8 protein-coding genes are annotated in these 14,133 nt (G+C 64.6%); all 8 read left to right on the top strand.

Annotated features, from left to right (window positions below):
* Positions 1–289: 289 nt before the first annotated feature.
* A complete protein-coding gene (locus FQU96_RS19595; RefSeq protein ID WP_146543005.1) occupies positions 290–817 on the top strand; it encodes a sigma-70 family RNA polymerase sigma factor in 528 nt (175 codons plus the stop codon).
* A gap of 100 nt (positions 818–917) precedes the next feature.
* Positions 918–1,916: a FecR domain-containing protein gene (locus FQU96_RS19600; protein WP_178130591.1), complete on the top strand. Its 999-nt coding sequence runs from the start codon at positions 918–920 to the stop codon at positions 1,914–1,916.
* A gap of 256 nt (positions 1,917–2,172) precedes the next feature.
* Positions 2,173–2,403 (top strand): MbtH family NRPS accessory protein, encoded by a 231-nt coding sequence (locus FQU96_RS19605; protein ID WP_146543007.1) that lies wholly within the window; start codon positions 2,173–2,175, stop codon positions 2,401–2,403.
* Between the two features lie 18 nt (positions 2,404–2,421).
* Positions 2,422–3,153, top strand: coding sequence for a thioesterase II family protein (locus FQU96_RS19610; protein ID WP_146543008.1), 732 nt, complete (start codon positions 2,422–2,424; stop codon positions 3,151–3,153).
* A 256-nt stretch (positions 3,154–3,409) separates the two neighbouring features.
* Positions 3,410–4,015 (top strand): 4'-phosphopantetheinyl transferase superfamily protein, encoded by a 606-nt coding sequence (locus FQU96_RS19615; RefSeq protein WP_178130592.1) that lies wholly within the window; start codon positions 3,410–3,412, stop codon positions 4,013–4,015.
* Positions 4,003–5,007 carry a TauD/TfdA family dioxygenase gene (locus FQU96_RS19620; protein ID WP_146543010.1) on the top strand — a complete coding sequence of 335 codons (1,005 nt, stop codon included), beginning with the start codon at positions 4,003–4,005 and terminating at the stop codon, positions 5,005–5,007. The genes FQU96_RS19615 and FQU96_RS19620 overlap by 13 nt, the downstream gene beginning before the upstream one ends.
* 64 nt (positions 5,008–5,071) lie before the next feature.
* Positions 5,072–6,511 (top strand): hypothetical protein, encoded by a 1,440-nt coding sequence (locus tag FQU96_RS19625; RefSeq protein ID WP_218574773.1) that lies wholly within the window; start codon positions 5,072–5,074, stop codon positions 6,509–6,511.
* 82 nt (positions 6,512–6,593) lie between these two features.
* Positions 6,594–14,133 (top strand): non-ribosomal peptide synthetase (locus FQU96_RS19630; RefSeq protein WP_146543011.1); only part of this gene is annotated, 7,540 nt, incomplete at its 3' end.

Here is a 14,133-nt window from a genome sequence, read left to right on the forward strand (position 1 = left end):
CGGCTTCTATGCCTTCAATCGCAGTTCTCGTGGGTCCCGGCACTCGCGATCGGCCGATCTGATGCGTCGCCATTCGTGAAGACGGCGAACGATTCGTCAGCGTAGTGCTGTTTTCGCAAAATTGCACTCGAACGATCTTAGTCGCCGGCAGGTCGACATCATCATGTCGACTCCTTAGTTATTTTTGTATGCGAATGACTCGCAGTTGCACTAAGGTGGCTGCGTCGAAAGACGCATGGCAGGCACAAGGACAACCGTCGACCCAACTCGATCTGGAGAAGGTGATTGCATGCCAGTACAGATCGACCAAAGGCTGCGGCTCTATCTTACGCATCGCGCCGCCCTCGTTGACTACGCGGCGCCCATCGTGGGGTGTCGTGCAACAGCTGAGGACGTCGTTCAAGAAGCTTTTGTGCGTTTCGCCGGCGAGCCGACGGTCGTCGAGGTCAATCACGTCAGTCAGCCTGTTGGATATCTGTATCGGATCGTCCGCAATCTTGCCGTCGATTGGGCGCGCCGCCTGTCCTCCCAGGCCTATAGCAATCAAGCGGCGCCGGATTCCGTCGTGTCGGCCGTTCCTGCCGGCACGCCGACTCCCGAGGAGCACGCGGCGTATCGCGAGGAACTGGCGATCGTGGCCACGGCGCTCGACGAATTGCCGGAGCGCACGCGGCTGGTCTTTGAAATGCATCGGCTGGAAGGCCTGACCTTGAAGGAAGTCGCCCAGCAGATGGGCATATCGATCACGCTGACGCACCAGTTGGTCCGCAGGGCCATGACCCACTGCGCCGACCGGCTGGACAGCCATATGGTTTGATTTTCCTGTAAATTTTTCTGAAAGGAGGTCTAGACTGGACGTCTAGATAACAAGCCGTGACGGAGGCAAGGCCCTTCCGAGGTTCCATATGGATGCAAGGATGGCGCCCAGCACCCCCGACAACAGCAATGATCCCGCCTGGGACGAGGCGCTGGACTGGTTGCTGAAGGTGAAGGCCGCGCCTGGCGATGCGGGATTGCAGGCCGACCTTGCGCGGTGGCTATCGCAGCGCGAGACCCACGCGACGGCCTACCGGCGCGCCGAGCGCATATGGGGCTTGATGGGCGAGGTGCCGCCCCACACCGCGAGACGCCGCCATCAAAGTCCGACTGAAGCCAAGCCCGACAGCAAGGCGATGGCGCGGCGTTCAAGGTGGAGCGGGGTCGTCAGTCTGGCCGCCAGCATCGTGCTGGTGTGCATATTGGCGTTTTATGCCCCGACGTTGTGGCAGTCGTTTCAGGCTGACTACAGCACGGCCGTCGCGGAAACCCGGCAAGTGACGCTGAGCGATGGTTCCGTGGTCAGCCTGAACGCCAATAGCGCCATCGCGCTCCATTATTCCAAGCATCGCCGTGACGTCACGCTCCTGAGGGGCGAGGCTTTTTTTGTCGTCGCCGATCGCGATCCGCGCCAGTTTTCGGTTCAGGCCGACGGCATGACCGTCGTGGATCTGGGCACATCGTTCAATGTCAACCTGGGTTCGACGTCGCTCGACGTTGCCGTCCATTCCGGCGTGGTCGAAGTTCACTACAAGGGCGGTGCCGGGCCGGGGAGCACGCGCCTGACCACGGGTGAGCAGCTCATGGTCGACCGTGCGACAGGGCAAACGACTCGCGGCGTTTCGTCCCCATCGTCCATGGCGGCTTGGCGCACGGGCAGCATCATCGTGCGCGGCGCGACGATCGCCCAGGTGGTCGACCAGGTGCGGCGTCACTATCGCGGAATCGTCCTGGTGACAGACGATCGCTTCGCTGCGCGCAAGATCACCGGCATTTATGACCTTGCGGATCCCGTGGCGGCATTGCGCGCCGCCGTCGAACCGCACGCTGGCAAAGTCACACGCATCACGCCGTTCCTCGTCGTTGTTTCCGGCCCGTGACATTGCCGGCTGAAAAAGCCGAACGCCTCACCTGAAAAAAGCACACCGGGACTCGTCTTTTCAGCGAACCGGAAATGAATGTGCCGGAGATCAGCGAAGAGAGCGCTGACACTCAAGCACAACCCATTCCTGTTGGTTCCATCGTTGTCGGCGGGATGGTCGTAGACCGATCTCGCTTCTGCTGATCGCTGTCCCGCATTGGCTTGCGCCAAGGCGAAGGGATGCCTGTGAGTTGCTGAGAAGGGGAGAGGCACGGATGAGCTGGGGAGATGACAAGACCGAGTTCCTCGTGGTGCTCAACGATGAGGAACAGTATTCGATCTGGCCGAGCTACAAAGCAGTGCCGGCGGGGTGGCGCGTCGAGGGCAAGCGCGGATTGAAGGCCGAGTGCCTGGCGTACATCGACGAGACGTGGACCGACATGAGGCCACTCAGCCTGCGCAAGATCATGGAGCGCGATGCTGCCGCCGGTGGCAGCAACGACTAGCGCACGCGGATCCGGGCGATGGCAAGCGTCACGCTGTTCTGCCTGCCATATGCGGGAGCAGGGGCGGCCGTCTATCGCGACTGGCAAGGCCGGCTGCCCGGGTGGATCAAGCTTGTTCCGTTGCACCTGCCGGGGCGTGGCGTGCGGTATGGGCAGCCTGCCGTCACGCAGTGGCCCGCGCTGATGGATCTGTTGGTCAGCGACATGCGGCCTCATCTCGCGAGTCCCTTCGCCATCTTCGGCCACAGCATGGGTGCCCTGATCGGTTATGAACTGGCGCACACGCTTCGCGATCGCCTGCGCTGCCAGCCGGTTTGGCTGGGCGCATCCGCGTGCACCGCGCCGTCTCGACGCGAAATCGACTTGAAGTGGCTGTCATGCTCCGAAAGCGAGCTGATCGAGGAACTGCAGTCCCTGCAGGGCACGCCGCCCGAACTGCTGGAAAATCGTGAACTGATGGATCTGGTGTTGCCCGTCGTGCGGGCGGACTTCCATCTCTGCGGCAGTTATCGGCCGGAACGCCGTCCGCCCTTGACCTGTCCGATGCTTGTCCTGGGCGGGACCGAAGACGAGCTCTCGCAGGAGCCGTTGAACCTGCGGGCCTGGTCGAAGGAGACAAGCGCGGCGTTTCGGCTGGAGATGTTCGACGGCGATCATTTCTTCATCCATAGCCACCAGAACGCCGTGCTCGACGTGATCGCGGGTTCTCTGGCGACTGTCGTGCCACAGGCGGCGACGATCGATGCTTAGCGCGGCTGCCACAGGCGATAGCGCATGGACCCATCCATCATCGTGGCTGGATCCCGGGTATCGCCTGGCTGACGGCTGTCAGGATTGGTCGCGTATCCGTGACTCGCTCACGGCAGTCGATCTTCACGTCTGGGTCTTCCAGTCCGCGCACAGCGACGTGATGTCGGACTGGAGCGTTCTGGGCACCGGGGAACGCGGGCGCGCTGAACGCTTGGCTCAGGCCGAGGACCGCGTCCGTTTCGTCCGTGGACGGGCCATGGTGAGGCGCATCCTGGCCGCGTATGAGGGCATCGAGGCTCGCACGATCACGTTCACGGCAGGAGAGTACGGCAAGCCGGCACTGTCGGCCGCCGGGGCAGTGCAATGCAGCTGGAGCCATGCCGGCTCGGTCTGGTTGCTGGCGGTCGCGCGCAGCGGCGCTGTCGGGATCGACGTCGAACGGGTGGATGCCGACTTCGCATGGCGTGGTCCTGCCGAGATCGCGTTCCACCCGCACGAACGGCAGTTCGTGGAACGGTCGGTGGATGGCTGCAACGGACGCTTCTACGCCGTGTGGACGCGCAAGGAAGCCCTGCTGAAAGGGCTGGGCACGGGCCTCCACGACGATATGGCGGCGCTCTCTATCGTCAACACATCAGGCGTGATGTGCGATGCGGTACTGACGCCAGGCGGTACCCGCTGGCAGGTCATCGGCCTGGATATGCCGCCGGGTTTTGCCGGCGCCGTCACCGCCGGCTTTACCGTCACCCGGATCACGGCGTTCGCCCCCGTCGGGGCCGATCTCTCTCATCCGCTTCAACGATCCCATGCCGTGGCCGAGCCGGTTTCCTCCATCGCGGCAGAGCGGCCATGGATCAAGTGACTCCCGACAGGCCGGCAAGGGGCGGCCACCTGGCGTTCTTCGAGACCGATGTCCGCGAGTGCGGCGGCACCCGGCTGCTGGTTGCCACCGGCGCGAGACGGGATGCCGTCACCGATCATCTCGACGCGACACATCAGATGGCGCACGCCCATCTGCACGACCACGGCGCCATCCTCTTCCGCGGCCTGGCGCGAGGGGACGCCGGCCAGTTCGATGACTTCGCCGGCAGCTTCGGTCATGAGCTCCTGTCCTATGATTTCGGCTCGACGCCACGCAGTCGGATCGCGCGCGGTGTGTACTCGTCCACCGAGTATCCGGCACACCAATGGATTCCGCAGCACAACGAACAATCGTACACCAGCCGGTGGCCGATGAAGATCTGGTTCTACTGCGATGTCGTGCCGTCCGCCGGCGGCGATACGCCGATAGCCGACAGTCGGATTCTCTATCGGCGACTGGATCCTGCCGCACGGCTGCGGTTCGCCGCCAAGCAGCTCATGTATGTGCGCAACTACGGCAATGGCCTCGATCTGCCGTGGGAGCGCGTATTCCACACCGACGATCGGTCACAGGTGGAGGCGTTCTGCGCCACCCATCGGATCGAATGCGAATGGCGCCCCGATGGCGCGCTGCGAACACGCCAGGTCTGTCAGTCGGAGGCGCGCCATCCGGTGACCGGTGACATGGTCTGGTTCAATCAGGCGCACCTGTTCCATGTCTCGGCGCTGGATTCGGACATTCGCGAGGCATTGCTGTCGGTGGTCGATGAGCCGGACCTGCCGCGCAATGTCTTCTACGGCGACGGCTCTCCGATCGAGACGAGCATCCTCGAGGAGATCCGCGGCTGCTATCGCGACGTGATGTTGCGTTTCCCGTGGCAGGAAGGCGACGTCCTCATGCTCGACAACATGCTGATGTCGCACGGTCGCGCTCCCTACAAAGGAGACCGCCGCATCCTCGTCGCCATGGCCGAAGCTGCGTCACTCACCTGACGAACCGCGCGGACGGCACATCGCATTGGAGCGCTTGCTCTTGCTTGAAAGGAGCCTTCAGATCATGGGTGGAGATCCTCAGCAACTCTTTGACTTCGGGCGTCGTACGGCTGCGGCTCAGCAGAGCATCGCGCTCGTTCGGCAGTTTGCGGCCCACACCGCCTTTCGCAGCGCCATGGTCGAGGAACTCGAACTCGATGAGGATTTCCATCGCCGACCACTGCGACCCGAGGACTTGTCCTTCATCGATTTCACGACGCCGGTCGTAACGGAGTCGGCCTTTCGCTTGCCGTTTCTCGCCGCGCAGCGGTTGCTTCTATGTGCCAATGAACTCGAAATGGCCCGCCCACCACGTGATGGCAGCAGCGCCGCATTCGAGAAGTACCTGAACTTCCACAGCGAGGAGAATCGGACGCTCGCGGCTCAGATCAAGCCGTTTCTCGAGGACTTCGCCTTTGATTTCCTGTGCGGCGAGGACGCGGCTGTGCCCAGTGTCGAGAGCTGTGTCGCGCAGCTGGCCGTACTGCTGCAGACGGAGATGGCATTCTGGGGTGACGTTTTCGATCACCTCGTGAGCACGCGGTATGTGGAAGGCGGCCTGGGTTATATCCTGATCCAGAAGCAGAGCCTGGCTGGGTCCAAGCGCGTTGCGTTTGGCAAGGCCGGGGCGATGGGCTACTTCGACCACCTGTCGCCTCAGGACTGGCCGAAACTGGCGCAGGACGAGACCGACCAGCAGATCGTGCGGCGGCTGGCGGAACTGTGCGGAATCGCCAAAGGCGAACATTCCTACTGGCAGTTCTATCTCTCGACCAGCCTGGCGGAATGCAATCTCCTGCATGCCCTGGCCGCCCGGCCAGGAGCGGCCTTGGCCTTGAGCGGTGCCGCGTTTGCTGCGGAAGCGACATGGCTGGCGTTTCGGGGCCTGATTGCTCAAGCCGGTCCGTGTCTGCGAATCACGAATCGCGATGATCTCGCCGGGCGCCGATCCGATGCGGCCAATGAGCTGCTGGCACGCTTTGCGCGCGTCCTCGGTCGCATCGAGCACCAATACGGTTTGCCCGGCTTGCGTCTGGTCCGGCAGGGCCTGACGGCGGCATCTGCCCTCGCGGGCCATGCCAGGCGCAATCTGGAGGAGCAGCTGAACTGGCTGGCGTCCGTCGAATCGTATCGGGATATCGCACGCCAGATCAGTGCCCGGATCGAGGTGGAGCGCCCTGATATCGACCGCGAGACGTTCGTCGAGCCGCGCGAGATGTGCTCGACGACGCATGTGCATGACGATCATCGGCTGGTCGTGATCGAGACCGGCAACATGGTGTTCTGGGGCAACGTCGGCATGAAGCTGCGCCTGGCGCCAGGGGAAATGGTCCTGGTGCCCGAGGGCCGGCTGCACGGCTCGTCCATCGAGTCGGACGAGTGCGTCTACCACCAGCCGATCATTCCCGACGAATGGGTGCGCCCGCTCGTGCGCGATCGCGCGACAGCGTCAGCTGCCGCCTGAGCCACGGGTCCGAAAGCCACTCACGGCCCGAGCAGCTGTCGAGCCGACCATCGATAAGAACGAGCGAGCGAGGATCGGGTCCATGACGCCGGAGACGGGCAAGAGGCGACGTCGCGTGCCCACCAAGTGGACGTCGCGCATCATCAGCGGAGATGCCGTCGGCACCATCGAACCGCCGGATTGGTTCGTGGAGTCCTATAAGACATTCCGACATCATGTGACGGATCCGGAGTATCCGTGTTTCTTCGGTACGCAGGCTGAACGTCGCGGTGAGATGTTCTATGCCTTTGCGTCGACCGGGGATCTGACACACCTGCCGTCGACCATGGCGAAGTTTCTCGCGTTGTCCGCGGCGCGCGAGCACGAGAAGAACAACTTCGCCTTGTTCTTCGAGCCTCAGAGTCCGGCATTCGATCATGATGATGCACGGTCGTTCTTCTGGCGGACACTGCAGCATCTGCATGACCATGACGACCATACCGCTCCCGACGCCACGGCACCTGATCCGTCCGACCCGATGTGGGAATTCACCTTCGGCGGCGTGCAGATGTTCGTCGTGGGTTGCAGTCCGTCATACCGGCGGCGCCATAGCCGCAATCTCGGCCCAGGCTTGATCCTGCTTTTTCAGCCCCGCAGTGTCTTCATCGACGCCATCACGCAGCACGCGATCGGACCGGAGGTGCGCGAACGCATACGCGATCGTCTCGTCCGCTGGGATGAGGTGTCGCCACATGGCAGCCTGGGTGTCTACGGCGACTCCGACAATCGTGAATGGAAGCAGTACTTCCTTCCCGACGATGAATCAGCCGGTTTGGAGAAGTGCCCGTTCCTGCAACGGCGGGGGCGGACCGCGGAAGTGTCGCGCGCCGAGGGCGCAGTGACCCACGGCGAACGTGCAAATCTGAAAAAGCCGGCTGACTTGCTGGAGGCGCTGCGCCGGCACGTTGAGCTGCAGCCGGAGCGTCCAGCCGTGCGCTTCTTGCGCGATGGCGAGAGCGATGAGGCGGTTCTGACCTATGGCGATCTCGACCGCCAGGCGAGGCAACTGGCGGTGGACCTCCGGCGCCACGCCGACGCGGGAGCACGCGCGCTGTTGCTGCTGCCCAACGGCCTGGACTACGTCGTCGCGTTTTTTGCCTGCTTGCACGCCGGGATCATCGCGGTCCCGGCCTATCCGGCCGAGACCGCGCACGCCCATCACTTCGATCGCCTGCGATCGATGCTTCGTGACTGCACGCCGCGGCTGCTGCTGACCGATGCCGTCCATGCGCCGCTGCTCGACAATTTTGCCGCGGATGATCTCCCGGTCGACCACCTGCGCCTCATCATTGAACGCGATAGTGCGACGCGCTCTGTGGACGCGAGCATCGATCGGGGTCCGGGGTGCGACATCGCTTTCCTGCAGTATACCTCGGGCTCGACCACCGCTCCCAAGGGCGTCGTGGTCGGCCATGACAACCTGGTCGCCAACCTGGATGTCATCAGGCATGCCTTTGCGATCGGGCGCTCGGATGTCGTGGTGACCTGGCTGCCGCTCTACCACGACATGGGACTGATCGGCGCACTTCTGACGCCGCTGTTTGCGGGCGCCACCGTCGTGCTCATGACAAGCGAGCACTTCCTGGCGAGCCCGGCGCGCTGGCTGCGGGCCATCTCCCGACATCGCGGTACGATCGGCGTGGCTCCAGACTTTGCCTACCAGCTCTGCGTCGATCGTTGCCGTGACAGCCAGACAGAGGGGCTCGACCTCAGCGCCTGGCGTTTGGCCGGGTGCGGTGCGGAGCCGATACGCCCGACGACGATGCGGGCGTTCATGGAGCGGTTCTCTCGGCTGGGCTTGCGGCCTGGTGCTTTGGCGCCGTGCTACGGGCTGGCCGAAGCGACGTTGATGGTGTCGGCGGACTGTGACGGTACCGGGGCGCGCGTACAGCACTTCGCCGCGGATGGCCTGGCGCGCGGACTGGCGCGTCATGACGAATCGGGCACCGGGTTGATCGATTGCGGTCGACCGCAGGAGAACCACTCGATCCGTATCGTCGATCCGGCGTCGCTGGAAGAGTGTTCGGCGGGGCAGATCGGTGAAATCTGGTTCGCCGGCCCCAGTGTGGCGAGGGGCTACTGGTCCAATACGCGGGCCACGAAGGAAACGTTCCAGGCTGTGTTGCCGAACGTGCCTGGCCAGCGTTTTCTGCGTACCGGCGACGTTGGCTTCCTGCACGGCGGCCGGTTGTTTGTCAGCGGTCGCCTGAAGGACCTCATCATCATCCGCGGGCAGAACGTCTATCCGCAGGATATCGAGTGGACGATTGCCGAGCAGGTCGAGGACATCCGAAAGGGGCGTATTGCTGCGTTCGCCGTGTCAGTCGATGGCCGCGAAGGCATCGGTGTTGCGATGGAAGTATCCCGCGGCCGACTGCGGACGATGCGGATCGACGCGATCTTTCGGGCTGTCAATGCCGCGGTGTCCGAAGTGTATCAGGAGCCGGTCAGCGTCATTCTCCTGTTGAAGGGCGGTGACCTGCCGCGCACCTCCAGCGGCAAGCTCCGGCGCGGTGCCTGCCTGACAGGGTGGCAGGATGGCACACTTGGGCCGATCGCCGTGCATCAGCGCGGGGATGAGCTGGCCGCATCCGCTGCAGTGCCAGTTGCCGCGCCACGCACGGATACCGAGATCCTGGTGTCGCAGATCTGGCAGGAGGCGTTCGGCCGGCCGTCGATTGGCGTCGATCGGGATTTCTTCGAACTGGGCGGCCAGTCCCTGACGGCAGCGCAGATCCTGGCGCGGATCGGCGAGACGTTCCGTGTCGATCTGCCGCTCCAGTTCGTCTTCGAGGCGCGAACGATCGCGGCACAAGCCCAGCGGCTGGCACAGCGGAAGAAGGGTGATCGACATCGTGCGCCGCCACGCCCCCGCGCCGACGGCCCGCAGGACAAGCGCTTTGCCCTGACGCATGCCCAGGAACGTCTGTGGTTCGAGTGGAGACTGGCACCGGAAAGCGCTGCCTACACCGTGGCCGGCGCCCTGCATCTGGTCGGTGCGCTTGATGTGGCGGCGTTGCGCGCCGCGCTGGCCGCCGTGGTCGGCCGGCATGAAGCGCTGCGCGCGCGCTTCCACGAGACCGACGGGGTTGCGTGTCAGGTCATTGATGACGCGCCCGTGTTCGCGTGGCGCGACGTTGACGTGCAAACCTGGTCCGAAGCCGATCATGAGCAGCAGGTGGCGGTCCATTTGCGCCGGCTCGCGGCTGAGCCGTTCGACCTCGAACACGGACCTCTGCTGCGGGCGACCTTGCTGCGAGGGCAGGATCGCGCACACATCCTCCTGCTGGCCGTGCACCACATTGCCTGTGACGGCTGGTCGATCGCCATATTGCTGCGGGAGCTGAGCGCTTTCTACGAGGCGCTCCATCTTGGGACAGATGCTGATCTGCCGTCCCTTGAACTTGGGCTTGCCGACTATGTGCGATGGCAGCGGGATGAGCAGTCCGACGAAGACCTGGCACTGCAGCGGACTTACTGGCAGGCGCAGCTGGCCGGTGCGTCTCGAAGCCTTGAGCTGCCGACCGATCGGCCGCGCCTGCCGGGCGAGCGGTACGCAGGGGAAACGCTACGGTTTGACCTGCCGCCCGAGCTGCAGGCAGCCCTGAAAGACCTCGCGCTGAAGGAAGGCGTGACGCCGTTCATGGTGGTCCTCGCCGCGTTCAAGGCATTGCTCGCACAATACTGCGGCCAGACCGATATCGTGGTCGGCACGCCCGTCTCGACCCGAAGCTGGTCGAGCATCGAGGGCCTCATCGGGTTCTTCGTCAATACACTGGCGCTGCGCAGCGACCTGTCCGGTGACCCGACTGTCCGCGAACTGCTGCAACACGTCAAACAGACGACACTCGAGGGGATCGCGCACCAGGATGTGCCTTTCGACCAGGTGGTGGCGGACCTGCAGCTTGATCGGGACCGATCGCTGCACCCGGTCTTCCAGGTGCTGTTCGCGTGGCAGACGCTACCCCTGGCGCACTGGGAACTGCCGGACCTGCACGCTCGCTGGGTCGACGTCGATACCGGAACCGCGAAATTTGATCTTTCGCTGTCGATCGTCGAGACACCATCAGGATGGCGCGGTGCCTTCGAGTATGCGGCAGCACTTTTTGACAGCCGCACGATCGGCCAGCTGAGAGAGCATTTCCTGACGGTGCTGCGCGCGTTCGCAGCCGAACCGGAAGGTCGGCTCTCGTCATTGCGGCTGCTGGGGAACACCGAAGAGCAAGCCATCCTGGCCGCCGGGACCGGTGCTGCAGACCCGGCGACACCCGATCGCGGTGTTCACGAACTCGTCGCGGAACAGGCCCGGCGGACGCCGCAGGCCGTGGCTCTGGTGCACGCAGGCGCATCGCTGACCTATGGTGAGCTTGAGCAGCGTGCGGACCGCCGCGCTCACCACCTGATCCGCAGTGGTGTCGGCGACGGCATGATCGTCGGCTTGTGCGTCGAGCGGTCCTTGGACCTCGTGATCAACCTGTTGGCCATCCTCAAGGCCGGCGCGACGTGCCTGCCGCTCGACCGCGGGTATCCGCAGGAGCGGCTGGCCTTCATGCTGATGGATGCGCGGCCACCCGTTGTCATCGTCGACTCCGCGGCGCAGCCGGTGCTGCCGATTGCATCAGGGACCAGAACGATTCTCGTCGATGCTGAAGCATGGGACGGCGAAACCGGCGCGACCGGTCTGGCGCCCTGCCGGCCAGATAGTCTCGCCTACGTTCTCTATACGTCGGGGTCGACAGGCCAGCCCAAGGCCATCGCGATGCCCCATCGGGCGCTCAGCAATCTCGTCAGTTGGCACCTTGCCCGGCATCACGATCCGCTGTCGCGGCGCGTCGCCCAGCTCACGCCCATCAGTTTCGACGTTTCGTTCCAGGAGATCTTCACCGCGCTGGTCGGCGGCAAGACCTTGTGCCTGGCCGATCATGAGGCCCGCCTTGACCGCAAGCTGCTTCTCGACTTCGTGCTGAAGCACGAGATTCATGAAGTCTTCGCGCCTCAGGTTCTCCTCGATCAGCTCGCGGACGAGGCCGCGGCGCGAGACGCGACGGAATTGCCGCTGCGGCATGTGTTCCAGGCAGGAGAGGCGCTGCGCCTGTCGCCCAACATTGTCTCGTTGTTCGGCCAACGGTCGGCGGCGGTGTTGCACAATCACTATGGACCGACGGAGACCCACGTGGCGACAGCGACGACGCTGCCGCCATCGCAAGGGGACCATACGGTTTCTGTCGGCGCACCGATTGCCAATGCGCGAGCCTATGTCCTGGACGAAGCGCTGCGGATCGTGCCCGTCGGTGTGGCCGGCGAGCTCTACCTGGGCGGCGCTTGCCTGGCGCAGGGATATCTGAACCGGCCGGGGCTCACCGCAGACCGCTTTCTGCCAGATCCGTTCGGGGTCGGCGGGCGGCTCTATCGCACCGGAGACCGCGCGCGCTGGCGTCGCAACGGCGACCTCGAGCTTCTCGGGCGGCTCGACGATCAGGTCAAGATTCGCGGCTTCCGCGTCGAGCTCGGTGACGTTGAGGCCGCAGTGCGGGCTTGTACCGGCGTTCGCGAAGCCGTTGTCACCGTGGCGGACGCCGGCGTGGCCGGTCGGCTGATCGCTCATCTCACCATCGATTCGTCGGTCGACGTGACGGCGACCACGCTGCGCCGCGAACTCGGTGGCAAGTTGCCAGCGTTCATGCTGCCGGCAGCCTTCGTGGTGTTGGAGGCTTTGCCGCGGCTGCCCAACGGCAAGGTGGATCGACGATCGCTGCCGGCGCCCATCGTGGCGTCGGACGTTGAACATGTCGCGGCGCGCACGGCGACGGAAGCGGCACTCTGTGAGATCTGGGCCGACGTTCTCGGTGTGCCGAAGGTGGGCACGCGGGACGACTTCTTTCTCCTGGGTGGGCATTCCCTGCTGGCCGTCCGGATCGTGTCGCGCCTGCGCCAGAAGCTCGGCCGGGACGTGCCGTTGCGGACTGTCTTCGCCCACCCGGTTCTTGCCGACCTGGCAACGGAAGTTGACCGCGCAGCGTCGACGACGGAGCGTGCGATCCAGCCGCGGGCATCGAAGGCCGATCGGATACCGCTGTCGCCGGCGCAGGAAAGCCTGTGGTTCCTGTGGAAGCTGGAACCGCACAGTGCTGCCTACAATCTGCCGGGCCTGGTGCGGCTGAAGGGGAGTCTGGACGTAAACGCCCTGCGCGGTGCGCTGCGGGCACTTGTGGAACGACATGAGAGCTTGCGGACGCGCTTCGCCGAGGCGGACGGCGTTGCCTTCCAGGTCGTGTCCGACGAGCCGGCTTATGGCTGGTCCGAGGTGGATCTGCGGGAGCTTGAGCCCGCCGTGCGCGAAGCGTTGCTGCAGGAACGCGTGCACGTCATGGGGACGGCGCCGTTCGACCTGGAGGCAGATCCGCTGCTGCGTGTCGAATGGGTTCGGCTGACGGATGCGGAGCACGTGCTGCTGGTGACGATGCACCACATTGTCGCCGACGGCTGGTCGATCGGCATTTGCCTGCGCGAGCTGGAAGTTTTGTACGGCGCCGCGCGAGAAGGTCTCGCTGCCGCGTTGCCGGCGCTGCCGATCCAGTACGCCGACTATGCACTCTGGCGGCGGGAGAGTCTGGCCGGCGATGCCATGGCCACGCAGCTTGCGTACTGGCGGCAGCGTCTGGGTGATGAGCACCCGGTGATGGAGTTGCCGGCGGACCGGCGCCGCGGTGCCGGGCGCGATGCGGTGGGTGGCCGCATCAGCCGGCACGTGCCGGCCGATGTCGCGGCCGCTCTCGGACGCAGCGCCCGGACCAGAGGCACGACGCTGTTCGTGACGTTGCTGGCGGCACTGAACGTACTGCTGCACCGCTATGGCGGTCAGACGGACTTGCGGGTGGGTATTCCCGTGTCGGGGCGCCAGCGCCTGGAAACCGAAGGCCTGATCGGCTTCTTCGTGAACATGCTCGTCATCCGCACCGAACTGACAGGGAGCACGCGGGTCGAGGCGCTGTTGGAGCAAGTCCGCACGCATGTTCTGGAAGCGCAGGCACACCAGGATCTTCCGTTTGCACGCCTGGTGGAAGCACTGCAGGCGGAGCGCAGCCTGAGCCGTACGCCGTTGTTCCAGGTGACCTTCAATCTGGAGCAGGAGCAAGGTCAGCCTTTTGCCGGCCTGCCGGGACTGGAAGCCGGTGCCATGGAAGCCGGCAGTGTGCCGGCGCCTTTTGACCTGATGGTCAGCGTGAAGGAAGGCCACGACGGTCTTCATGTTTCTTTCACCTACGCCCGGGATCTGTTCGGCGAGGCGACGATCGAGAGGCTGTGCGGTCATTACGTATCCGTCCTGGAGGGGTTGTCGTCGGGATTGGAGCAGCGGGTAGGGGAGATCGCGCTGTCGGAGGTGTCGGCGCCGTCGCGGGCGCTGGTGCGGTACGGGTTTGAGCCGGTGACGCGGTCGATCACGGCGCAGGCGAGTGCGCGCGCCGAAGCGGAGGCGGTGAGCTGCGGAGACGATCGTCTGAGCTATGGCGGACTGGAGGCATGGTCGAACCGGATCGGCCGTCGGCTGAAGACGCTGGGTGTGGGCCGTGAGGTGCGGGTCG

Source organism: Reyranella sp. CPCC 100927 (assembly GCF_007859315.1).
GTDB lineage: Bacteria > Pseudomonadota > Alphaproteobacteria > Reyranellales > Reyranellaceae > Vineibacter.